The organism is Nostoc sp. (assembly GCF_036917755.1).
Taxonomy (GTDB): domain Bacteria; phylum Cyanobacteriota; class Cyanobacteriia; order Cyanobacteriales; family Nostocaceae; genus Nostoc.
This window is the reverse complement of the sequence record NZ_JBALFC010000001.1, coordinates 64,472-87,289: the sequence shown is the minus strand read 5'-3', so window position 1 is coordinate 87,289 and position 22,818 is coordinate 64,472. Positions and strand designations below refer to the sequence as shown.

General features: G+C 40.1%; 20 protein-coding genes and 1 pseudogene. 7 read left to right on the top strand and 14 right to left on the bottom strand.

Annotated elements, in window-relative coordinates:
• Positions 1–29 precede the first annotated feature (29 nt).
• Positions 30–1,139: a tetratricopeptide repeat protein gene (locus V7L05_RS00450; protein WP_442937051.1), complete on the bottom strand. Its 1,110-nt coding sequence runs from the start codon at positions 1,137–1,139 to the stop codon at positions 30–32.
• Between the two features lie 121 nt (positions 1,140–1,260).
• A complete protein-coding gene (gene queA / locus V7L05_RS00445) occupies positions 1,261–2,463 on the bottom strand; it encodes a tRNA preQ1(34) S-adenosylmethionine ribosyltransferase-isomerase QueA (protein ID WP_442937046.1) in 1,203 nt (400 codons plus the stop codon).
• Between the two features lie 272 nt (positions 2,464–2,735).
• Between queA and V7L05_RS00440 the strand changes: the two genes are divergently transcribed.
• The gene (locus V7L05_RS00440) at positions 2,736–3,125 is read left to right on the top strand and encodes a hypothetical protein (RefSeq protein ID WP_094333021.1); all 390 of its coding nucleotides are present in this window, start codon (positions 2,736–2,738) and stop codon (positions 3,123–3,125) included.
• 70 nt (positions 3,126–3,195) lie between these two features.
• Here V7L05_RS00440 and V7L05_RS00435 read toward each other — a convergent pair.
• Together V7L05_RS00435 and V7L05_RS00425 are read right to left on the bottom strand one after the other, a co-directional pair.
• Positions 3,196–3,707 (bottom strand): annotated as a pseudogene (locus tag V7L05_RS00435) (YraN family protein).
• Between the two features lie 105 nt (positions 3,708–3,812).
• Positions 3,813–4,316 (bottom strand): hypothetical protein, encoded by a 504-nt coding sequence (locus tag V7L05_RS00425; protein WP_335160765.1) that lies wholly within the window; start codon positions 4,314–4,316, stop codon positions 3,813–3,815.
• Positions 4,317–4,403: 87 nt separating this feature from the next.
• Here V7L05_RS00425 and V7L05_RS00420 point away from each other — a divergent pair, with 87 nt between their 5' ends.
• From V7L05_RS00420 to V7L05_RS00410, 3 genes are all read left to right on the top strand, one after another.
• Positions 4,404–4,913, top strand: coding sequence for a pentapeptide repeat-containing protein (locus V7L05_RS00420; RefSeq protein WP_335160764.1), 510 nt, complete (start codon positions 4,404–4,406; stop codon positions 4,911–4,913).
• 421 nt (positions 4,914–5,334) lie between these two features.
• On the top strand, positions 5,335–5,577 hold the full coding sequence (locus V7L05_RS00415) for a DUF1902 domain-containing protein (protein WP_335160762.1): 243 nt from the start codon (positions 5,335–5,337) through the stop codon (positions 5,575–5,577).
• On the top strand, positions 5,577–5,738 hold the full coding sequence (locus V7L05_RS00410) for a type II toxin-antitoxin system HicA family toxin (RefSeq protein ID WP_335160760.1): 162 nt from the start codon (positions 5,577–5,579) through the stop codon (positions 5,736–5,738). Before V7L05_RS00415 ends, V7L05_RS00410 begins: the two co-directional genes overlap by 1 nt.
• A gap of 331 nt (positions 5,739–6,069) precedes the next feature.
• Here V7L05_RS00410 and V7L05_RS00405 read toward each other — a convergent pair whose 3' ends face one another.
• The 10 genes from V7L05_RS00405 to V7L05_RS00360 form a co-directional block, all read right to left on the bottom strand.
• Positions 6,070–6,417 carry a hypothetical protein gene (locus V7L05_RS00405; RefSeq protein WP_335160758.1) on the bottom strand — a complete coding sequence of 116 codons (348 nt, stop codon included), beginning with the start codon at positions 6,415–6,417 and terminating at the stop codon, positions 6,070–6,072.
• 292 nt (positions 6,418–6,709) lie between these two features.
• Positions 6,710–7,183 carry a helix-turn-helix domain-containing protein gene (locus tag V7L05_RS00400; protein ID WP_335160756.1) on the bottom strand — a complete coding sequence of 158 codons (474 nt, stop codon included), beginning with the start codon at positions 7,181–7,183 and terminating at the stop codon, positions 6,710–6,712.
• A 494-nt stretch (positions 7,184–7,677) separates the two neighbouring features.
• Entirely contained in the window at positions 7,678–9,957 is a 2,280-nt protein-coding gene (locus tag V7L05_RS00395; RefSeq protein WP_335160754.1) for a dynamin family protein, read from the bottom strand.
• 11 nt (positions 9,958–9,968) lie between these two features.
• The gene (locus V7L05_RS00390; protein WP_335160752.1) at positions 9,969–10,760 is read right to left on the bottom strand and encodes a hypothetical protein; all 792 of its coding nucleotides are present in this window, start codon (positions 10,758–10,760) and stop codon (positions 9,969–9,971) included.
• 6 nt (positions 10,761–10,766) lie between these two features.
• Positions 10,767–11,771: a hypothetical protein gene (locus tag V7L05_RS00385; protein ID WP_335160750.1), complete on the bottom strand. Its 1,005-nt coding sequence runs from the start codon at positions 11,769–11,771 to the stop codon at positions 10,767–10,769.
• Positions 11,772–11,918: 147 nt separating this feature from the next.
• Positions 11,919–13,175: a dynamin family protein gene (locus tag V7L05_RS00380; RefSeq protein WP_335160748.1), complete on the bottom strand. Its 1,257-nt coding sequence runs from the start codon at positions 13,173–13,175 to the stop codon at positions 11,919–11,921.
• A 429-nt stretch (positions 13,176–13,604) separates the two neighbouring features.
• Positions 13,605–13,931, bottom strand: a complete 327-nt coding sequence (locus V7L05_RS00375; protein ID WP_335160746.1) for a helix-turn-helix domain-containing protein — start codon at positions 13,929–13,931, stop codon at positions 13,605–13,607.
• 17 nt (positions 13,932–13,948) lie between these two features.
• Positions 13,949–14,104, bottom strand: coding sequence for a type II toxin-antitoxin system RelE/ParE family toxin (locus V7L05_RS00370; RefSeq protein ID WP_335160904.1), 156 nt, complete (start codon positions 14,102–14,104; stop codon positions 13,949–13,951).
• A gap of 38 nt (positions 14,105–14,142) precedes the next feature.
• Positions 14,143–14,316 carry a hypothetical protein gene (locus V7L05_RS00365; RefSeq protein WP_335160744.1) on the bottom strand — a complete coding sequence of 58 codons (174 nt, stop codon included), beginning with the start codon at positions 14,314–14,316 and terminating at the stop codon, positions 14,143–14,145.
• 172 nt (positions 14,317–14,488) lie between these two features.
• Entirely contained in the window at positions 14,489–16,264 is a 1,776-nt protein-coding gene (locus tag V7L05_RS00360; RefSeq protein ID WP_335160742.1) for an N-acetylmuramoyl-L-alanine amidase, read from the bottom strand.
• Positions 16,265–16,348: 84 nt separating this feature from the next.
• On the opposite strand from V7L05_RS00360, the gene V7L05_RS00355 reads away from it, so the two are divergent.
• The 3 genes from V7L05_RS00355 to V7L05_RS00345 all read left to right on the top strand — a co-directional run bounded on the left by V7L05_RS00355 (position 16,349) and on the right by V7L05_RS00345 (position 22,701).
• Entirely contained in the window at positions 16,349–17,986 is a 1,638-nt protein-coding gene (locus V7L05_RS00355; protein ID WP_335160740.1) for a CTP synthase, read from the top strand.
• A 101-nt stretch (positions 17,987–18,087) separates the two neighbouring features.
• The gene (locus tag V7L05_RS00350) at positions 18,088–18,510 is read left to right on the top strand and encodes a hypothetical protein (protein WP_334946837.1); all 423 of its coding nucleotides are present in this window, start codon (positions 18,088–18,090) and stop codon (positions 18,508–18,510) included.
• Between the two features lie 1,188 nt (positions 18,511–19,698).
• Positions 19,699–22,701, top strand: coding sequence for a peptidase domain-containing ABC transporter (locus V7L05_RS00345; RefSeq protein ID WP_335160738.1), 3,003 nt, complete (start codon positions 19,699–19,701; stop codon positions 22,699–22,701).
• The last annotated feature ends 117 nt before the right edge of the window (positions 22,702–22,818 follow it).

Sequence of the window (22,818 nt, the reverse complement as noted above, 5' to 3'; positions counted from 1 at the left end):
TTAACTCTGAGATTTTGAATTTTGAATTGTTATTGTCTAGGACTCGTTAAAGTAGACTTTGGTTCAACTGACGCAGGGTTTGCGGGGGTTTCCGTAGAAGTTTCTGGTTGATTTGGCGTCTGTGACTCAGGTGTTTGTAGTACGTTACTTGTAGGTTCTGAAGTCTGGGGAGGAGTAACTGTTTGACTGGCTTGAGGTTGCTGTTGCTCATTTTTCTGGGCAATTTGCTGCATTAGCTGTTCAATTTTCTCAGCTTGTTCAATGTTGCCTTGCTGACGATACTCATTATGGGCACGTTTCAAGACTCCACTGGCTTTTTTGATCTCGCCCTGATTATATAAAGTTACTCCCAAGTTATAGTAAGCTGAGGCATTTTTAGGATTTAGGCGAATAGCTTGCCGATAAACAGAAATAGCCTCAGCAGCTTGACCTTGAATTGCTAGCAAATTTCCCATGTTGTTGTAGGCTGTGGCGTTTTTAGGATCTAGCTGCAAGGCTTGGCGATAAGTGGCGATCGCTGGCTCGATTTGACCTTGTTGTTGCAAGGCGATCGCTAAGTTAAAATAAGCATTAGCATTGCTGCTATCTAGACTAACTGCTTTTTGGTATGCTGCGATCGCTTCCTCTAGCTGTCGTTGTTCATACAGCACCAAACCTAAATTATATAGCGCTGCTACCCTTGTCGGATCGATCGCCAGACTCTGGCGATAAGCAGTAATCGCTGCATCTTTTTCTCCTTGTCGCTGCAACACTGACCCTAAGTTGTAATAACCTTCACTAAAATTGGGATTAACTTTAACCGCCTCCGCATATTCTTGTAAAGCTAGATCGAGGCGATTTTGCCCCATAAATATATTACCCAGATAATTCCGTGCTGCCCCAAGGTTAGGGTCATACTGCAACGCTTGCCGAAAGGCGTATTCCGCACCCTGTAAGTCTTTGCGGTTATAGCGCATGACTCCCTGCTGGAAAAAACTAGCTGCTTCCAGATTCTGAGAAATTGCGGTTTGTGCCAGCAGCTTGCTGACTGGTAAATTAGTAATTGTCGGTGCAGCCAAGACCAAAAACGTAGAACAGCCACAGAGTGTTACTTGGCAAAATAAATGTAACCACTGAGAAGATAGAGATTTTTCAGACATGAATCGCAAACCTGTACTTATTTTTAGTTCCTTATAAGTCAGAGTACCCATCACGAAAGAAAAAACTCCAAATTCCCAAACTTTAACTCCTAACTCAGTAGAGACGCGATTAATCGCGTCTCTACCCACTCCCCACTCCCACATCTGACGGCAAAATTAGCATGGCATCACCGAATGAATAAAAGCGATAGCCAACAGCGATCGCTTCCTGATATATATTCAATAACCGTTGTCTGCCAATTAGCGCACTTACCAACATCAGCAAACTGGAACGCGGTAGGTGAAAATTGGTAATTAAACCATCCACCACCCGCCATTGGTAGCCGGGATAAATAAACAAGCCTGTTTTACCGCAAAATGGTTGTAAATTCCCAGATTCAGCCGCTCCTTCTAAAGCTCGTACTGCCGTTGTTCCCACAGCAATAATCCGACCGCCAGCTGCTTTAGTGGCGCGGATTTGCTCTACTGTGGTGGCGGGAACTTCAATCCATTCTTCATGCATGTGATGGGTAGTTACGTCCTCCACTTCCACAGGACGAAATGTGCCTACACCAACGTGTAGCGTGATAAAAGCTTGATTGATATTGCGATCGCGCAACTTTTGTAATAATTCTGGGGTAAAATGCAATCCTGCCGTCGGAGCTGCGATCGCACCTGGTTGTTTGGCATAAACTGTCTGATACTGTTCATCAGCAGCTTCTGAGGCAGTAATGTACGGTGGTAGCGGTACTTCACCAAATACCTCTAACAGTTGCACCAAAGACTTTCCCTCTGGCACATCAAATTGCAACAAACGCCCCCCGGTGGCTGCATCTGTTTCTAAAACCGTAGCCGTGAGGAGGTGAGGGGATGAAGAGGATGAGGGGGATGAGGTAAAATTTTCTCCCTCATCTCCCCTATCTCCCCCATCTCCCCCATCTCCCCCCGCTCCCCTGACTTCAAAAATAATCTTCGCTCCCTGTTTGAAGCTTTTTCCTGGTTTAACTAAAGCTAACCAACAGTTATGCTGCCGTTCTTCCAAGAGCAATACCTGGATTTTAGCACCAGTAGATTTATGACCATAAAGCCGCGCTGGAATGACTTTTGTATTGTTCATCACCAACAAATCACCAGAGCGCAGCAGTGCAGGCAAATCATGGAAAATGTGGTGTATGGGTGCTGTTTCGGTGCCTGCCGTGGGAGAATTAACCACCAGTAACCGCGAGCTATCTCTAGGAACTGCTGGGTTTTGGGCAATAAGTTCTTGAGGTAGTTTGTAGTCATAGCCAGCTACCGAACAATCTAATTCAAAATCTTTTGCTTGTGGGCTAGAGGTGTCTTTCAAATTGGCTTCTACTAGTTTTTGCTTTATTTAGTATTTATACTCTCTTAAAAAAGCTCGTTTAAGCTTTCCCCTCTAAAGGAACTTTAAGGCATCTTCGCTCAGTTTTCTCGCTTGGCTATAAGATTGGTACTATTAAGTAACACGGGAAAATTAACATAAAAATTGGGTAAACCTCCCCATCTAAAAACGGGGGATTTTACCCTACCGGGAATAGGCATTGATTGACGAATATAGATATGTAGGATTGGCTTTGATCCCAAGCACCAACAAACATGGAATACTTGTACTATCTGGCAAATGCCAGTCTAACCCTGAGGGTCGTTCAACACCTGCACGCTAGACCCCAGACACCAGTTTCTTTCGTCACCGTAATTCATCAAATTGATGGCTGGGTGGTTAGGATCAAACTCAAAGGCCAAGTCTCGCCCCAAGAGGATGGCGACTTTCGCGCTTTTCTAAATGAATTAGGAATTAGCTACGAACCGCCAATGAGGGTGCAAATGGCACTTTGGAGTTTGGAAGCAGGACAATGCCCTGTAGAGGTGATGCGTCGCTATCAGGTAGCGATCGTTTCTCATGGTAGCCCAGAGAGAGACGAAATTGAGGCGTTCCGGCAACAATTTGTCCGTGGCTTAGGCTACTGTCCAGAAACTTTGGCGTGATACTATTTGGTTGTAACGCCATTACAAAATTATTGGTCATTGGTAATCAAGATATTTTATCCATTACCAATTAACCATTATCAGTTAAAGAGTCGAAAGCTGCCAGAATGTATTCTTGCAGCTTAAACTTGTATTCGGCTACTGATGAAGTAGCTAGAGCTTCCTGGTTTGCTGTAACCCCACTGAGATTTTTTGATATCCGTTGACAGTAGACAATAGCAACATCAAATCGGCAAGAATAATCTGCCTTTTCCGGGTACTGGGCTAAAAATATTCCAGCTGTGCGCCAGATTTTTGCTTGCTTTTGTGGGGTGATTGCGCTTCTTCCCCCTGCATCCCAACTGCCTGAACTGCGGGTTTTGACTTCAACAAATGCTAGTAATGAGTGGGGAGTGGGGAGTGGGGAGTGGGGTATTCTCTCTTGCTCCCCTGCTCTTTCCCAGTTCCTCCATCATGTTGGGCGATGATATCGATTTCTCCCCAACGGCTAGAAAAGCGACGATGGAGAATTATCCAACCTGTAGATTGCAACCATTGGGCTACTAGGTCTTCTCCTAATTGACCACTATTTTTACAATGCATATAAACTTTAGTATAGTATTCTGGGTTATTTAATGACTTAATTCAACAGGAAAATAAGAGTTTCTAGCAGTTAACCAAAATCATATTCCCATGATGTGCTTATTCTTACCTTCCTGGTGTGGCATTCCCAACAGTCAAAATAAAGTGATCATAATTGGGGTAAATATCCATAAAATAGTGATGCTCGACATATATGCCACCACCGCATTCCAGAAAGTTGATGAACGGCTCATAAGGATCAGGAAGACCATTCGCCGGGACTGCATCAAATTCACGTAGACGACACCAAAATAAGTAATTACCTACCCCTTGTACAAGATAGGTTCTACCACGCTGGTATGGTTCCCTGTTGTATAACTCGTCCAGCCATTGCATTAGGGGAGACGGGAGTTCAATGTCAGGGCGAATCTGGACAGCAAGATTTTCAAAAATATGCTTCTGTCCGCTCTGTAAAAACTTTGCCCATTGTCTTACCCGCGACATAAATTCTAACATCAGTTCTGTAAGTCTTTCGTCTTTCTCCCCCATTCCCAGCGTATCCCACTGAATAGCCTGAAGTCGTGCGAAGGCAATGTTCAAATCGTCGTATGAACTTGAATTAGTATTCATAAAAATATTTTTAAAGGATTTTTGCGCTAACATCTCTGACTCAAGGATAATGAGATGGAGGAGGGTTCGCCATAGGCTAAAAATCGCATGAATTCTAAGTTAAGCGCCCGAATTTGGGCAAGTATACTCAGCCTATTCCTTTGGGGAATAATTGGCATCACCGCAACCGTCGGTTTTGCTCCTACAGCTTTGGCACTCGAATATAATAAGGAAATTTTGGTTGAGGCTGATTTCTCAGGACGTGATTTAACAGACTCCAGCTTTACCAAAGCTAATCTTCGCCAGAGCAACTTCAGCCACGCTAATTTGCGCGGTGTCAGTTTCTTTGCAGCAAATTTGGAGTCTGCGAATTTGGAGAGTTCTGACTTGAGAAATGCCACTTTAGATTCAGCCCGTTTAGTCAGAGCAAATTTGACAAATGCACTGTTGGAGGGTGCTTTTGCTGCTAACGCCAGATTTGATGGTGCAATCATTGACGGGGCAGATTTTACCGATACGCTGCTGCGTTCCGATGAGCAAAAAAAATTGTGCAAACTTGCCAAAGGAACTAATCCGATTACAGGACGAGATACGCGTGACACGTTGTTTTGTCCTTAGTAATTTCTACTTGGGTATTGGGGCATTGGGCATTGGTTATTTCCTGTCTGCTCCTCTGCTCCCCATTCCCTGCTTATAAAATAGTCATATATCTTTGTGCATCTTGGGCGATCGCACTGCCATTATTCAAAAAAATAGCGATCGCTCTCACTATGCCGCCTATTTTAAAAGACATGGACTTTCAAAATATCAGATTTCATATATTTCTACCCGCAATCAAAGCGGTTCTGGCAGGGTAAAAGCACTGAAATCAAGACAGAGCAAGGTGTTATATTAGTTCGTAACACCTTATGGGAAGGGTAAAGCACTAAATAAATAGCTGCAATACTTTTCAAAGTATGAGTGAAACACTTGCTGATATTGCCATACCGCCTCAGTTTCCCGATTGTTTACATACGTGCGATAGCTAAAAAAGCGAATTATGAATACTTTTATTGTCAACGTAAGCGCTTTTTGGGATGCTGAGGTTGATGTTTGGGTAGCGACCAGTGATAATCTACCTGGGTTGGTTACAGAAGCTTCTACTATTGAGGTGTTAACAGCAAAACTCAAAGCTATGATTCCAGAACTTCTTGAATTAAATAGAGTTGAATCTGGCAACAAAGATTACATTGATTTATACTTAACAACCCATCGTCATGAATCAATCAAAGTGGCTGGCTAATGAGTGTTTCCTTTACTCCTGAAGTTAAAAAGCTTTTAACAGAAGCCGGATGTTATTTTAAAAGGCAAGGGAAAGGAGATCATGAAATTTGGTATAGCCCAATTACAGATAATAGCGGTTCTACCGATACCTTTATGCAAAATCGGGTTGAAAATCCTTAAAAGCTTTACCGTGTAAGCATTTTAACCAAAATAATATGTTTAATCTTCATAAACTTTCTTTTGGTATCAAATACTTCTCACCTCTGATTACTCAAGTTTTAGGCAGATATATCAAAGACATTATAAAGCTAAGTCTTGTATTAAAATAATTATTTTTTATTGAAAAAAGTATATTTTCTAGATATCATAACAAAACTCTTGTAGAGCAGTAACAGACTGTGGAAGTCCTTGTCTCAAAAGTGTTTCCAAGTACTCTTTTTTTGTCTTGGGCGGATTTTTAAGAGTCCTTCTTTGTCTTTTCGCCGCTTGGCAAATGGCTGCTGGGTTAAGATCAATTAAATGTAAATATAAAATCATCCGGGTGCTGAGGTTCAATTCCATAGGGTGCAAGATATGAGGCAGGAAAATCTTTGAGGTTAAAAGTGACTATGACATTGGCATCGCAACGAATTGCTGCAAGAATGTGGCGATCGTCTGGATCTGGAAGTTGTAAACCTGCCACAAGTGTTTCATAGCCTGTTACAAGACAATCTCTGACATTATTATTCATATTTTCTTTAGTTCTGAGAAGCTGTTTAAGTGTAAGATCTGGACGATTTTGTAAAACATTTCTGATCCACTCTGAATGAATTTCATCTGTCCATCGCGCTTTAAATAGGTCAGTAAGCGCTAACCACATAAGAAAATCTCTTAATGGCGCTGGATATAAGATACAGGCATCATAAATAGCTGTAAAATTAGACACTACAAGACTGCACCACTTTTAGCTACTTAATCTTTACAGTAGTCACAAATTTATCTTGAAATTAACTTTTTAGTAAGTAATTTATTGGAGTCTTAGTTACAGCTTTAGGGTATCTCATTTCAATAATCTTAGGAGCATTAGAGTTAAAACTAAGCCGATTAGTTACTAAAGCTTCTCCATAGCAGAGTATCTAGTTAATCATGTGAAATTGCTATTATCGAGATTTTTAGTCATATCCCATATTTAATTCTTGAGCTTGAGCCGCTAGCTCCTCAAGAGTTTGCATTCGTAAAGCATCAATGCGATTTTTGTAATCAATTAAATCTTGATAACGCACCCGTCGCCGTGTACCTACTTTACGGTATGGCATCTCTCCAGATTCCAATAACCTTACCAAATAAGGACGAGAAACATTTAAGATATCAGCTGCTTCTTGTGTTGTAAGCTCTGCATGTACGGGCATAAGAGTAATAGCATTACCTTTAGCCATTTGTGCCAAAATATCAACAAGCAAACGAAAAGCCTCTGCTGGTATAGTAACCGTTTCGCTCGTAGTGTTATCTTGCACAACCTTGATAGTACGGTAAGTATCATTATTCTGTATATATGATGCCAAAGTTTGACTACTAGTTTTAGCTAGGGTAGCATCCTCTTCTGTAGGTATAGCGGGTTTGCTAGTTTGGTATTTACTGAGTGTCATAGATATTAGCCTCTCTACGCTTAATATCGAATTGCACTCCACTTATCCATACGAAAATATGGATTGCAATTATCATTCACCTCATAATAACTCTTATTCAAAATAAACGCAATGTACGAAATGAACGAAATAAACTTTGACAGATTAAGATGCTCATAATGGGACTTAGACAAAAAACACCCATAAAAAAGCCTCAAATCTATATACAGAGAGACTTTGACATCGTTTTGCTTGGTTGATTGATATATCTGGGTTTGAGCCGTTTTTGAGCATTTGGTGTATTTCCCTTACCCTGCATGGGTTTGAGGCTTGTTTATCCCGAAAAAATGTTTAAGTCCCGATAACTTCATTGGAGGCGATCGCGCCAAAATATGACAGATTTAAGATGCTCATAACTTCATCTGAGTTGGGACTTGGTAGCAGAGGAATTCAGTCTCTAACGTTTGCATAGCCTTTTACACTCCAACATTAGAAACAGACTTAAAGTGTACTTTTTACAAACGAGTTCTTTTTAATGCAATGGATAACTGGCGTAATCGTTCGCTAACTTCTAGGTTTGACTCTTGTGACTTCAAATTATGCGGTATTTCAGCCAATAGCAGTGGATTCTCTTGCAACCATTCATTAAAAGCTACTCCTGTCCAAGTACCTTCTTTGTCTCTAAAACTATCAACTAAACCCTTAAGTTCCTGAATACAGAATGACTCAAATCCAGCAGCCTCAAAAATTGCCGATCGCAAATATTCTTCAAATGCATTAATATCATTTTCAACTTCAAAAATTACAGCTTCTTTGGGATAACTGAGGTCATTAACAACATCTATTGGTATTTGTATTGCTCCTCCTTTTATTCCTAATACTTCTTGGCGAATTTCAGGGTTGAAAATTAAATCAGAACCATATTTTACATATCTTTTCAGAACTCTAAAAGCCGGTTCTTCACCACTGTAATAGTTATCAATAATTTCAATATCTACTCCCAGGCTTCTGATTATTTTATTCCGAGTATCACTGTTAACTGGCCCACGAATCAGAGCTTCTGCTACTGGACGTGCAAATCGTAAAAATAATACGCTTAAACTATTTTCTAGTTTAGATAAGAAATAATCCTCTGAATTGTCAATTAGTCTGGCTTTGACTTGATTACTTTCCCATAATAAACTTGTCATATATTCAACTAATTTTAAGGCTTCATCCTTTAGTTCTATAGCAAGTTGATGGGCAATTGAAGATAAAAGTTTACTAATGTCAGCATACAAATCATCACGCCAAGCAAAATTAGCTTTCATACGGTCAAACTCTGGATTTGAGTTAGCAAGAAAGATAGTATCTTTATTTTTAAATGTTTTCTCCCTTAGTTGATTCATTTCGTTCTCAACGATTTGTATATATCGTTCTCGAAATTTTTGTATTTGTGTTAAAGAGTTAACAGCTAAACTATCTAATGGTTTGTTAACAACAGAAAATTCATAGTATTTTTGTAAGTCTGCCTTAATTGTTTCCCATTTTTGATTCCACCATTCTGTAAATAAAACCCGTCTATTGTTTTCTTCAAATAGCTTTGCTTCTTCGGGATTTTCTGGATATTTCTTACTGACTATATTATAAATATCTTCAGAATTACTTAGTATTTTATTAATAGAAGTTTCGCACCTTTTCTTTAAGATAGATACACGTTCAGTATTGATATAGTGAAATATTTTCTCTTTTATTTCTGGAATGCCAGTACCATTTTTATTTAGAGTTTCTTCATCGGCAATTCCAGTTAATCTCTTTAACTGGGCTTGTATATTGCTTGCGTCCCCAATCTCTAACTTAGTCTGTTCTCCGGCTAAACCATTCAAAATTAGATATGCACCAGCAGAGCCATAGACAATACGTTGTCTGGGTAAGTTTGTACGTTTTAACCAGTCTTGAGATGCTTCTTCAATATGGGTTCTCAGTGCTTCTGCACTACCTATGGAATCAATACGACTTAAAAAAACAAAAAGCTTGTCAGCAACGGTGACGTTTTTATCACCAACTTCGGTGAATTTTATTATTTCCAGTTCCTTCTCTCTAAGGCTAGTAAAACGCTGTACTAATATTACAGCATCACAGTCTGACAGCATTTCTTGTGCTTCGTCAACGTGCTTTGCTAAACCTGAATCCAAACCCGGAACATCATAAAAAACTATGCCTTCAGCCTGAGCTAGTTTGTTAGTATAAAGTCTAGCTTCCAAAACAGCATGAGCATATTTTTCATCTGCTACATACTTCTTTAGTGGTTCTCTAATATCTTCCAGTCTAGTAAATGGAAAAGTAAGATTACCTTCTCTTTTTACCTGTTGTAAAGTTATTTCGTTTGCTCGGATAGTTTTGAGGTCTTCTTGCGCCCCTGCTTTTTCAAGTTCTTTTAGTAAGTTGATAAACTCATCTTCGGTTCTTGTTTGTACTTCAAGTCTTTGTTCAGACTCATTTTCAACTGAATAAATTTGTGTTGTTGTAAATGTACATCTTCCTCCTTTTGCTGGGAGTAAATCACATTCTAACCAAGCATTAATAAAAGTGCTTTTTCCTGCTTTCTCTAAACCTACAACAGCAATACGAAACTCGCGTTTTTTGAGCCTTTCAAGTTGACGACGAGTTGGTTCTGCTTCTTGTAAAAGTGCCTCTTTTAATTTAGAAGGAACTTCTGCTTGAGGTAACATAGCTAAATTAAGCGCGTGTCGCTGCACATTTAGAGCATCGCTAAGACGAGTTTCATAATAAGAAGACGCTGTTTGCCAATCCATTTATAGACTCCTTAAACACGGTTGAATTTTTCTAACCCAGAGAGATTTTTGAGACAAGCCAATTGTTTAACAATACACTGCGCGTTAATTGGTAGATTCGTCTTTAAAAAATAAGGAATCTTTTTATCAATCAGGCTTCGACCATCATCAATATTGATTCTGATATAAACTTCTCGCTTGCTATCAGGTTGAATATGCTCATCTGTCGTTTCTAAAAGTTTCTCATTTGAGTCGGCAGCTTTAACATGAGTACATAAAAAATACGATGCACTATCTATGAGATATGTTAGCTCATCAACACTTAAATTTGAATAATTGATGAACTTACTGGCTATAGATGCTGGAACTACAAGACATAAATCAGCAGGAATTGGAGGCGAAATAATGGGTTGCTCTTTTATTTCTTGAACCGACTGTTTTACTTTTTCCTGTTGCTTTTTATCAAGAGTTTGCTTGTAATAAAACAATCCAACGAATGTAAAACCTGCTGCTATAAAAATCCACTCCATGTTTCCTCCTTGAAACTTTTTTACCAATCTTACAGGTACTTTTAATATTTGAACATTTATGAATATTGCATCCAAAAAATTATCAATAATTTTCTTGTCTTCATCTTTATCAGCATAAGATTTTATACCAAAAAAATCACATATTTTTCTTGTTTTTTCTTGTTCTGGTGATTGTTCTTCACAAACTATTATCTGAATAGTCTTATATAAAAGACCTCTTTCAATCCCTTGTATTTGAGGATATATGTTATTACAAACTTGCTCGTATAGGTTTTTGGGGTTCTCGTTTGCCACTAGATTTTAATGCTCCTCTTTTAAGAATATTTCTAAACTAGAAAATTCTTCCGCAAGGTCTTGAGCTTTTTGTTGCATAGGTTGCCAAATATTTCTTTGGTTTTCATAATCTAAAGTAATTTCTTGGTTAGCTTTATCAAGTCTGGCTTGATAACGGTCAATAATATCATTCTGAATTTTGTCTACATTTTTTTTTAGACAATCAATTTGTTCTAGTAACCAGCGTGCAATTTGATTTACTATTTTTAGTTCTTCCTCTTTCGATTGATCTAGCCAACTGGTGAGTAAATTTTCTACACTGGGAATTGTAGCGTTATCGCTAGAACGTGTTTGATATTCAGTTTCATAAATTGTTTTTTTAAATAGCCATAATGTGTAGAAAGTTCTTTTCTCTCTTGCAACCTGTATTGCCTCCTTCCAAGTACCTTGGTTAATAGGAAAACCTGCTTGAAAACGAAAGTTAAATGTAGGTTGGCTCTCAACTTTACTGAGTTGGGATTCAGGAAATTTGATTGCTATATTAGGTGCAATATCATTTGCTCCCTTTTCGATATGGGATAAATGGCAATTGAAAAGTTCTACCACTGCCTGATACATTCTATTTAATTCTTGATTAGAAATTTGCTTTAATACATCCTCCATCACAATATTCAAATGAATAGCTAATTCATTTAACTCTTCATTTATTTGTTTAACTTTATTTTTCTCTGCGTCTGTTCGTGCTTCCATTGTTTTACCTTCCTTAGCAACGTCATCGGTGTAGCCTAAGTTCACCAGTCGGTTTAAGTTTCTTCCTAGCAAATTGACATTTAAAACATTTGCTTTTTTTAAATTCGGACTGTCTAAGTCTACCCTTCCAGTTTCTAAAGATTTTGCAACTGATTCCAGAACTTGGTTTATCCCTTGACCTAATTCCCGTCGCCATCCATAAAGTGGATATAATTTTTCTCCTAATGAATTATAAGGTTCTACATCTTTGAGTTCCGAAATTGTTGATTCGAGATACAGCACAGGATCATCTTCTGACTCTTGTGCTATAACTTGCTTAATTTTTCTATCTATTTTTTCAAAAGGTTCTCTTAAGTTTGTGTCACTAATTTTAAGAAAACGTTCAATTGCTAACCTAATGTATGAGACTTTATCGCATTCCTGTTGATATTATTCTTCGGAACTCTTAAGAATAGCTGTTGTTGTTTGTGTTGCCCATTCTGTTATGGCATTTCCTGCTACGACATTAAAACTTTCTATAATTTGCGGTATTACTAATTGTGGAAAGTGTTGAGTAATATGCTCCTTTAAGTTATGCTGAAATTCTTCGGCATAAGATTTTTGCCATAATGCTTCAGCAACCCTATTTCTATCGTGTCTAGACCATTTTTGTGTGTTACGTGGCAAGTCTTCTAATATATCTTCGATTAATCCATTAAAATTGTTATCCGCTTTTTTACACGCATCAACACTGTAAATATCATCAGGATTTTGTATCTGAAGGGATAACAGCGCAGGCCATGTACTAAGTTTTACTACTTGTAAATTATTAATATCTTCTGTATATTCTTTTAATTGTTCAGTTAATTCATTTTTAATATTACGTATAGCATTCTCAACAAAACGGTTTTCTGTTTCTGGCCAGTTTCTATCTGCTCGAAAAACGTCAATACGATTAAGAGCAAAAAGCATACGCGCAGGGGAACCACCTAAATCTTTTACCTGTTGTACAACTTCTTGTAACAAACTTTTTACTTTCTGTGAATCTGTTTCTGCACTGTTGTATGTTACTAAGCACAAAGCCTCACGACACTGTTTAATAATATTTGCGTTACCTTCATCACCCACATACGCCAAACCAGGTAAATCCAGAATTCTTACTCTTGTGCCGTGTGGCAGTTCCAGCTTGGATTCCTTTAAAAGCCTGAAAGGATAAAAGATTGTAGATTGTGGACAGGCTAAATTCGGTTGTTGTTCTCTGTTTTCGATATAACTTATCATCACTTGGTATAAACGCTGATAAATTTTTTCTTCAGTAATGCCTCTCCATTCCCCACACTCCCACAATGCTCCTGGTGTTTCATGAATAATCAGAGACTTTTCCTTACTGTATTCAATAGTGACTGCCCCAGCACTCATTTCACTTACTGCTACGGGGACAATTTCGGCTCCGCATAGCAAATTAACGAGAGTGCTTTTACCACTACTCGTAGTGCCTGTAGTAGCAAGAGTGAGAGTAGGATTGTGAAGCTCATCAACCAGCTTACTTAAAGCTTCCTCTAATTTACTGGAGAGTTGTTGCATCTCAGGCTGATATGTATCTGGTAAATACTCAGAAATTCCTGTATAAAAGTTATACCAGTATTTAGCAAGGAGTTTCGCTTTTACTTCTACGTATTCAAATATTTTATATACTTTATTGCTCATGCTTCTGTATTTATGCTGTATTCGTCCCATTATATACAGTCACGAAAATTAGTGTTGTTTTTCATACATTATTTTTTATAAAACGTTGCGTGACTATGAAGACTAGCCATGACCGCGTAAGCAGTACGTAGCATTGGCTCAAATAACGCTTATGGTATTGCTTTTTCAGCTTTGATACCACAAACATTTCTTACCTTTGATTTATTAAAATTATCAAAAATGACGCGCCAAATCCTTAATGCCCAATCTTGCCCATGAAAATACATTATAAAAGTCAAAAAGCTTAAACAAATAGCGATCGCAACATTGAGCAAGAACTAGCTAAAAAATAGCGTAGGCGAAGCCCGTCGCAGGCATCGCATCTCACTGTTAGTATTGATTAACTGCGATGCATACGGCGGTAAACTACGCATTTCTGGAATAATTTTATTAAGAGACTACGGTTGTACGTCCGATTGAGCGATTTTCAGGTTTTGGTTTAATTGTAATTTCTACATCATTACCTAAACTATTCAGATAGCTAATCAATCTATCAATTGAAAACCCGCTTAATCGTCCTCTAATTAATGAAGAAACTTTAGGCTGATCAATTCCTAAAATTTCACCAGCTTGCACTTGTGTTAATTTCCGAGCAGCAATGATTTCACTAATTTTACGGGCAAGTTCGGCTTTGACTAATCTTTCTTCGGGATTGGGTAATCCTAAATCAGCAAACACATTCCCACTACTAACGTAAACATTATTTTCGTTGCTCATTTTTTACCCCGTTCTTTTTAGCTAGCTGTTTCCGTTGAATAATCTTTCTGAGCGTCTTTTAATCTCTTTTTAACCAAATCTATGTCTTGTTGCGGTGTAGCAATACCATGTTTTGATTTCTTTTGAAATGAATGCAATAAGTAAACAACTCCTGCAAATTTAACAGTGTAAATTGCTCTGTATGTATCCCCATCAAAATCATCTACAATTTCTAAAACGCTAGCCCCTGAAAATCATGTAAAGGTTTTGCATCAGGATGCTTTTCACCATGTTGTGCCAAATCCAAGGCATAACCCATTACATCTTGTACATCTTCAGGAAACTCCTTTAAATCATCAAGAGCGCTTGCAATCCATTTAAGGGGTTTTTCTTGTTGTTCACTCATGTAAACTTAAGTATTCTAAAATTGATATATTATGTCAACGAGTAATTTTGTTGTATCAAATTTAATCTCTTACCATCAAATACTGATTAAATCTTGCAAGTGACTTCATAACTAAAAAATAGCGATCGCACTCCACCAAATACAATGAGGAACTAGTGTTATACCTCCAAATTTATCTAACACTCTTAAACCACTCAGTAATCCCCTGAGCGATCGCATTTGCCATTTTCTTCTGTTCTTCTGGGTTCACTACCTGCTCAAATTCATCGGGATTACTCATAAAACCCAATTCCAGCAACACCGATGGCGCAGCTGTCGGACGTGTCAGCGCTAGGTTATCCCAAAACACACCATAAGAAGGTCTGCCAAGTTTTTTGACTACATATTTCTGTAAAAATATTGCGAGGTTATGAGCTTGGGGTTGATACCAAAAAGCGGCGAATCCTTTGATTTTTTCCGCATCACCATCATCGGGTAGAGAATTATGATGGATGGAAATAGCGATCGCAGGTTCTTCTTGACTGATAATTGCCTGACGTTCTACTAGCGAAACTTCCCGATCGTCCTCCCGCGTCATCACCACCGTTGCTCCTCGCTTCACCAACTCGTCGCGCAGCAACTTAGATATCACCAAATTCACATCTTTTTCTAAATATCCAGTTGGGCCACTGGCACCAGATTCTTTACCGCCATGCCCTGGATCTAGTACAATCTTGAAATTAGCTAAAGGCTTGCGTCTTGTGTTCCCGATTTGAGGCGGATGACGCAAAGCTAAAACCAGGGTTGTACCGTCGTATCTTAGCTTATATCCCCACTGTTGAGCTTTTTTGAGGTTAAAGGTGTATTTTACTTGTCCTGGAGCTTCCTGTTGCCAATCTAGGCGAGAAATTAGGGGGTCATCATCCAGGCGAATAATGTCGGTTTGGGCAGTGGTATTGTAGAGAGTGAGAGCGATCGCTTGCTCACTTTGTTGTACGCTCACAGGTACAGGAACTTGTAAGGGGAAAAATATCTCTGTCGCACCAGGGAGTTGACGGTATCCGACACTGCGAATTATTGTCTGTGGCTCAATTGCACCAGGTAAAATGCGGGTTTCTTTACTATTAATCCAAGCGCCATAGTCAAGGCGCAACCATTCACCTTCCCTACCTGTAACTGTTGCGCGTGTGCCTTTGGGCAGTGGTGTGAGTCGAGAATAATCGGTGTTCGGGCCAGTGCGAGCAACACCTGCATCTGCCGTGATCTCAGCAACTGGCAACTCTGCTCTTGAGAGGATTTGAATCTTACCAGATCCTAGCTGAGTTATCGTCTTGCCATTGAGCGTCAGTTGAAACTGAGGTTGTCCCAGATCAGCGGCTGTTGCCACTGTGGTGCAACCTTGATAATTGCCTACGCTAGACTGGGCATAAGGCTGATTTTGCCCTGTCAGAATTGCCAAATTACTTGGTAGTTGTGCCTGTTGAGGTTGGGGTGAAAGGGCAATAGTTTGATTAGCCAACTTGACAGAGACATTGGCGTTAGGGGGTGCGACCCCTTGAGGAAGTTTTGCTAACGCGCTAAAACAGATTAGTTCTCCTGGTAGTCTGGCAATCTCAGCTGCGGGAGTCAGGGAATCTTTAGCAAAGCCTAAACCTTGTGGTAGCTCAAGTCCAGTGGTAAGCCTTGTCACCTTAATCTGGAGTTCTTGATTGTCGTGACGCACAGTAAAAAGATTCTCTCCCAACTGCAAGGGGAAACTGGGGGAAAAATGACCAGCTTTGCTGCGGGTAACTGGCTTACTATTGATCAAAACCTGACCATCTGGTGGTGCAGTACCCAGAAAGAAGATTTTTTCGGCACTCGTCTGATAGTTTGTCTGGGGAAAAACGACTATAAGAGATGGCTCTGCCAATGCTACTGAGGAGGTGAGAATACAGCCTAATATTACTAATCCTAAGAGGTTTTTCACAGCAAATCACAGAAGATGACACCACAATAACTGTGGCACAATGACGGGATGTATTTTTAGAAGTTGTTAGAAATTCAAACTCTTATGACTAAGTTTATCTTTGTAACTGGAGGCGTAGTTTCCAGTATTGGTAAGGGCATTGTAGCAGCAAGTCTAGGGCGTTTGCTCAAGTCGCGCGAATATTCGGTGTCGATTCTGAAACTCGACCCTTATATCAATATCGATCCTGGCACAATGAGTCCCTTTCAGCATGGGGAAGTATTCGTTACCCAGGATGGTGCGGAGACAGATTTGGACTTAGGGCATTACGAACGCTTTACCGATACCTCAATGTCGCGCTTGAACTGTGTTACTACTGGCTCGATTTACCAGGCAGTGATCAATAAAGAGCGACGCGGAGACTACAAGGGCGGTACTGTACAGGTTATTCCTCATATTACCAATGAAATAAAAGATCGGATTCTGCGAGTTGCTAAAAGTACAAACCCCTCTGTAGTGATTACAGAAATCGGCGGTACGGTGGGAGATATTGAATCACTGCCGTTTTTGGAAGCAATTCGCCAGTTCCGCAAAGAGGTGGGACGGCAGAATGTGTTGTATATGCACGTAACGCTGGTACCGTGGATTGCTTCTGCGGGTGAGATGAAAACTAAGCCGACGCAGCATTCAGTTAAGGAACTGAGATCCATTGGCATTCAACCAGATATTTTAGTTTGTCGCAGCGATCGCCCCTTACCCAAGGGATTAAAACAAAAATTGTCGGGATTTTGCGATGTACCCGAAGAATGCGTCATCACTTCCCAAGATGCCAAAAGTATCTATGAAGTCCCGCTAAATCTGGAATGGGAAGGAATGGCAGAACAAGTGCTGAACTTGCTGCAAATGGAACAACGCAAACCAGATTTGACGCAGTGGCAAACCCTGGTAAAACGGTTACATAGTCCCAAGCACGAGGTAGAAATTGCCATTGTCGGTAAATATGTGCAGTTAAGTGATGCCTACCTATCTGTAGTGGAAGCACTCAACCATGCTGCAATCTCCACCTATGGCAAACTGCGTCTGCGTTGGGTGAACTCAGAAGATTTGGAAACTGAATCAGCCGAAACTCATCTTAAGGGTGTCGATGGCGTAGTTGTGCCAGGAGGTTTCGGTGTTCGGGGGGTGGATGGTAAAATTGCTGCGATTAAATATGCGCGCGATCGCCAAATTCCCTTTTTGGGTTTATGCCTGGGAATGCAATGTTCTGTGATTGAATGGGCTAGGCACGTAGGGGGATTAACCGATGCTAATAGTGCTGAATTTGACCCCTATACAACTGATCCGGTAATTAATTTATTGCCAGGACAGCAGGAAGTAGTTGATTTAGGGGGTACAATGCGCTTGGGGCTATATCCTTGTCGTGTTATACCTGATACTCTAGCTTTCAAGCTTTATCAAGAAGATGTAATTTATGAACGACATCGACATCGATATGAGTTCAACAATGATTACCGCGAGTTGTTATTGAAGTCTGGCTATATGATCAGTGGCACTTCTCCCGATGGACGCTTAGTTGAAATTGTGGAGTTACCCAAGCATCCATTCTTTCTTGCTTGCCAATTCCATCCAGAATTTCAATCGCGCCCCAGTACCCCTCATCCCTTATTTAAAGGCTTTATTCAAGCAGCGATCGCTCTTTCTATCTCAACATCTGATCAACCAACACCATTGGAGGTGTCATAAAAATTCACAATAGATAATTAATTGCAACATTAACTTAAGGCTTCAGCAGATTTGGACATCCAGGGTGCATCATTCGTAAATTTCGGACTTGAGGAGATGTTGTGGCGTACTGGGTGAGAATCCTTTACGAGAGGAGAGAATATGTAGTGAATTTTGAGCGTGTCCATGCCTTTTGTTATGAACTGAATGGCAGGGTTACTTTTTGGTTGCCCGATAGTGCCATTCCCATAGTGATTAACCCGCAAACTAACTTGGAAGATTATCAAAAGATTCTCGATTATTTAGAATGTGTGACGGGTTTGAAATTAGATCACGCCCACTGGGTGAAAATTATTTACGAAAAAAATGAATATGTAATTAATCTCAACTGTATCAGTTCCTTTTGTCATGAACCGAACGGCAGGATAACTTTTTGGTTGCCAGATGGGACTATCCCCATCATTATCAACCCTGTGAGTAATCCTGAATCATATCAAAAAGTCGTGCAATACGTTAAGAAAGCAACTGGATATTCTTTATCTTAGGAATTAGGACAATATTATTGTACGTGTGAATCTAAGTGTCAATGCTGCATAGTATTAAGCGCTAGTACTTTTTGTATAAAATTTATCAACATTATCCCTGTTGCGGGATCAGGTTGCTTGATCCCGGATTTCTCACTATATTTTTCAAAGCCTGATAAAACCTAGATTTCTGCGTTTCACACTGTCTTATACCCTTTTACTTTAATAATGATACAAATACGTTGGTAGGGGCACAGCAATGCTGTGCCCCTACAAGAAATCTATATGTATCAGGGTTTGTGTGAAATGGTATTACCAGTCAAAAATGCCTGAAATATAGCGCTTCTTGTTTGGATGCAATACACTTTGACCTCTCTCCAAACCTCTCTCCTTTTAGGAGAGAGGCTTTGAGGCTTACTCTCCAACGCTAGCTCTTAAGGGGCTGTTCTTGTTAGGTCTGTATTTCACGCCGATATTAATTAAACTAGTAGATTTACTGAAGGCAGTTATTGTCTTTTCTTCATAAATTGAGTAGTTGACTACTCTCAGGCGATCAAAAAATCTTCACCTTTACTTTTCCAGTTAATTTTTATTGAATTAATCTGGCCCAAATGTCATGGCTACTGTTTGACAACGAAAGTTTGTTGTTTTTCACCGATCATATAGTGATGGTATCAATCCCTATATTGAAGAATTTGTAAAAAATAACTCAGAAATTTAAAGTTTTTTTAATTACACAATTCTTCATGAGGGTATTTACTTAGGAAAGCATTTGTGATATTTTCATGTTAAATTATCATAAATTCAAATATCCGACGCTAAGTTTAACAACCGCGTTTATGTGTCCTGGTTTGATGATAAGTATCCATGTTGCATACTTGCAATGCTAAATATTGATTTTCAACTTGTATAAATTAACGCGACGATGGCGTAAATTATGTAGCGTTAACCAAGTGATAACTTGTCCTCGATCTATTTACGCTATCTTGGTTTTGAATAATGCATAACATTAGGAACCGTGTGATCTGGATGTAGAACTGCAATTAGATGAAGTTACTCTCTGTGCTTTTACATATTCAGGCACACACTGAATAGTAGATAAGTCTTGCGGCTGCTGGCATAAAACCAAACATTGCTACTGTTAATAAAAAGAGATACTCCCTAATATTTTCGGCTTTATTCCTCACTTTTTCCTTCGACTTGTTTTATATGACTTACATTAAGAACACTTTTGCGGAATTTCTCACCACCCTAGAAGGGTTTGATCAGTTACCAGATGCAGCGATCGCCAATCTATCAGAACAGGTGCAAGCTTGGCGCTATCGCATCGGTCAGAAAATCATTGGTAAAGAAAGTCTCCCGGAACAGATCACCATAATTTATGAGGGACAAGTGCGCCTGTTGGGATATGACCCCCAGACGCAACTGCCAATCACTCTAAAATTACTGCAACCTGGCGAAATTATTGGCGAAATTGGTTTGCTGCGCGATATCGCCTGTGAAACAGCGATCGCCTCCACCGAAGTAGTATGTTTAACCTTGAATGCCTCAGCATATTTTAGCTTTCTGGCTTTATATCCAGCTTTTGCCGATGCTCGCAAGAACCGCAGTTATTTAGTGGAAGTCTTCGATATTCTCAGTTCCTATTGGCAAAAGCAAGCGATCGCGACTTTAAATCTCAAAGAACTGTCAGAAAAGGCTTTACCACAGGCGAAAATACATTACCTTCCTCCCGGAAAAACTCCATTCAACCAACTAGATGGCGAAAGGGTCTGGTTTGTGAGTGGCGGTGGGACAGTCACGAATTTATCACCTAGCGATCGCCTAGAAGCGCACGATGATAGAGATAATATCCAAGTCATCGGTCAAAACCCCGCCCGCTTGCTTGGGATACATCCGTCAGATTTGATCTTGGAAGTCCCTGATCAGATAGAACTTGTGGTAAGTGACACCAAATCAAATAGCGCCCAGGAACTAGATATTCCTTACGCATCAAACGAAATAGTTCCACAGACAACGCCCCAGACCTCAAACAATTTGCTAAAAGGCAAATACCCGTTTTTTGGTGGTAACGGAGAACTAAATACAGCCTTCGCCTGCTTCCAAATGATCGCGAAGCAACTAGAAATGCCGTTTCGTCGAGAGGTGGTTCGCCGCATCTTAACTGAGCAAGTCAAACGTCAGGGTACTATATCGTTTCAAGTTACTGCTTACCTAGCAGAGTTAATCGGACTGAAGGCGCAGTTGATAGAGCTACCAGTCGCCTCTGTAACGCGCATTCCTACACCAGCATTAATTCGCTATGGTGATAATTTTGCGGTTTTATATGCAGCAGATGCAAATACTATGGTTGTGGGTGTCCCATCCGAAGGAATTGTGCGCTGCAAACCCGCCCAATTGATTGAACAATTAGATGTTGATCCAACCAACTTTCCGCCCCAAGTTAGAGTATTACTGCTCACTCCTACCAAAGAAACACCCCAAGAGCGCTTTGGTATCCGGTGGTTTCTGCCCTATTTGTCACGCTACCGTCGAGTCCTGATCGAGGTCTTTGTCGCTTCCTTTTTCGTGCAGTTGGCAGCCTTGGCAAATCCGCTAGTCGTTCAGTTAATTATTGACAAAGTTATCACTCAAAATAGTATTGGTACTCTACATATTTTGGGGGTTTTGCTATTAGTAGTCGGGATATTTGAAGCCGTGCTGACTACCTTAAGAACCTACTTATTTGTTGATACCACTAACCGGATCGATATGAGTTTAGGGTCGGAAATCATCGACCACTTACTACGTTTACCCCTGCGCTATTTTGAACGCCGACCGGTGGGCGAACTTTCGACTCGCATCAACGAACTAGAAAATATCCGCCAATTCCTCACGGGTACTGCCTTAACAGTGGGGTTAGATGCTCTATTCTCAGTGGTCTATATCGGTGTGATGCTGATTTACAGTTGGCAACTCACCTTAGTAGGCTTAAGCACAATTCCGGTGTTTATCATTGTGATCTTAATTGCTTCTCCCACCATTAGCAGACAGTTACGTGGCAAAGCCGAACGCAACGCCGAAACTCAATCTTATTTAGTGGAGGTGATGTCAGGAATTCAAACAGTAAAAGCGCAAAATATTGAATTGCGAACGCGCTTTTCCTGGCAAGAGCGTTACGCTCGATTTGTTGCCGCAGGTTTTAAAACAGTTGTGACTTCTACCCTCGCCAACTCTACCAGCAGCTTCCTCAACAAACTCAGCAGCTTACTAGTTTTGTGGGTAGGAGCTTATTTAGTACTGAAAGGAGAATTAACTTTAGGCGAATTAATTGCCTTTAGGATTATATCGGGTTACGTCACCAGTCCAATATTGCGCTTGGCTCAACTCTGGCAAAGCTTCCAAGAAACTGCCTTGTCTATAGAACGTTTAGGCGATATTGTCGATACACCACAAGAAGCAGAAACAGACCGCTACAATATCCCCTTACCTGCAATCAAGGGAGCAGTGAAATACGAAAATGTTTCCTTCCGGTTTGGCACAAGTGGTCCTTTGCAACTTTCTAATGTCAACCTCGAATTTTCTCCAGGTGAATTTATCGGCATTGTCGGACAAAGTGGATCTGGTAAAAGTACGATGATGAAGTTACTACTGAGACTTTACGAAACCGAGTCCGGTAGAATTTTGATTGATGGTTATGATATTGCCAAAGTGGAACTTTATTCACTGCGACGACAGATAGGCGTAGTTCCCCAAGAGACATTATTGTTTGATGGCAGCGTTCAGGAAAATATTGCTCTGACGAATCCCGATGCCACAACCGAAGAAATTATCGAAGCGGCTCAGGTTGCGTGCGCTCACGAGTTTGTGATGAACTTGCCCAACGGTTACAACACGCGGGTGGGAGAACGGGGTTCTGCACTTTCAGGTGGACAACGACAGAGAATTGCGATCGCCCGCTCTGTTTTACAACGACCAAAATTATTAGTTTTAGATGAAGCAACTAGCGCATTAGATTATCCCACAGAACGGCAAATATGTCTCAATTTAGCCAAAGCATTCAAGGGTGATACAGTATTTTTTATTACCCACCGACTGAACACCGTGAGTAATGCAGATAAGATCGTCGTGATGGATAATAGTAGGGTTATAGAACAAGGCAGCCATCAAGAACTAATGGCTCTTAAAGGTCATTATTCTTATCTGTATCAGCAACAAGATGTTAACTTGTAATTAGTCATTGCTGCTGGGAGCATGGTATGAGAAAATTCTCTGTTTGCCCAACTATTCCATAGATGCAGCAATCAGCGTAGAGTAGGCAATGTCACAAATATCAAAATCCAGGTTTCC

What these genes read in the sequence shown, in the direction of transcription:
- V7L05_RS00410 (WP_335160760.1), top strand. Translation starts at nt 5,577, where the DNA reads ATGAGTGTTTCCTTTACTCCTGAAGTTAAAAAGCTTTTAACAGAAGCC.
- V7L05_RS00440 (WP_094333021.1), top strand. Translation starts at nt 2,736, where the DNA reads ATGGAATACTTGTACTATCTGGCAAATGCCAGTCTAACCCTGAGGGTC.
- V7L05_RS00355 (WP_335160740.1), top strand. Translation starts at nt 16,349, where the DNA reads ATGACTAAGTTTATCTTTGTAACTGGAGGCGTAGTTTCCAGTATTGGT.
- V7L05_RS00380 (WP_335160748.1), bottom strand. Translation starts at nt 13,175, where the DNA reads ATGAGCAATAAAGTATATAAAATATTTGAATACGTAGAAGTAAAAGCG.
- V7L05_RS00400 (WP_335160756.1), bottom strand. Translation starts at nt 7,183, where the DNA reads ATGACACTCAGTAAATACCAAACTAGCAAACCCGCTATACCTACAGAA.
- V7L05_RS00375 (WP_335160746.1), bottom strand. Translation starts at nt 13,931, where the DNA reads ATGAGCAACGAAAATAATGTTTACGTTAGTAGTGGGAATGTGTTTGCT.
- V7L05_RS00405 (WP_335160758.1), bottom strand. Translation starts at nt 6,417, where the DNA reads ATGTGGTTAGCGCTTACTGACCTATTTAAAGCGCGATGGACAGATGAA.
- V7L05_RS00395 (WP_335160754.1), bottom strand. Translation starts at nt 9,957, where the DNA reads ATGGATTGGCAAACAGCGTCTTCTTATTATGAAACTCGTCTTAGCGAT.
- V7L05_RS00420 (WP_335160764.1), top strand. Translation starts at nt 4,404, where the DNA reads ATGAATTCTAAGTTAAGCGCCCGAATTTGGGCAAGTATACTCAGCCTA.
- V7L05_RS00425 (WP_335160765.1), bottom strand. Translation starts at nt 4,316, where the DNA reads ATGAATACTAATTCAAGTTCATACGACGATTTGAACATTGCCTTCGCA.
- V7L05_RS00345 (WP_335160738.1), top strand. Translation starts at nt 19,699, where the DNA reads ATGACTTACATTAAGAACACTTTTGCGGAATTTCTCACCACCCTAGAA.
- V7L05_RS00365 (WP_335160744.1), bottom strand. Translation starts at nt 14,316, where the DNA reads ATGAGTGAACAACAAGAAAAACCCCTTAAATGGATTGCAAGCGCTCTT.
- V7L05_RS00415 (WP_335160762.1), top strand. Translation starts at nt 5,335, where the DNA reads ATGAATACTTTTATTGTCAACGTAAGCGCTTTTTGGGATGCTGAGGTT.
- V7L05_RS00450 (WP_442937051.1), bottom strand. Translation starts at nt 1,139, where the DNA reads ATGTCTGAAAAATCTCTATCTTCTCAGTGGTTACATTTATTTTGCCAA.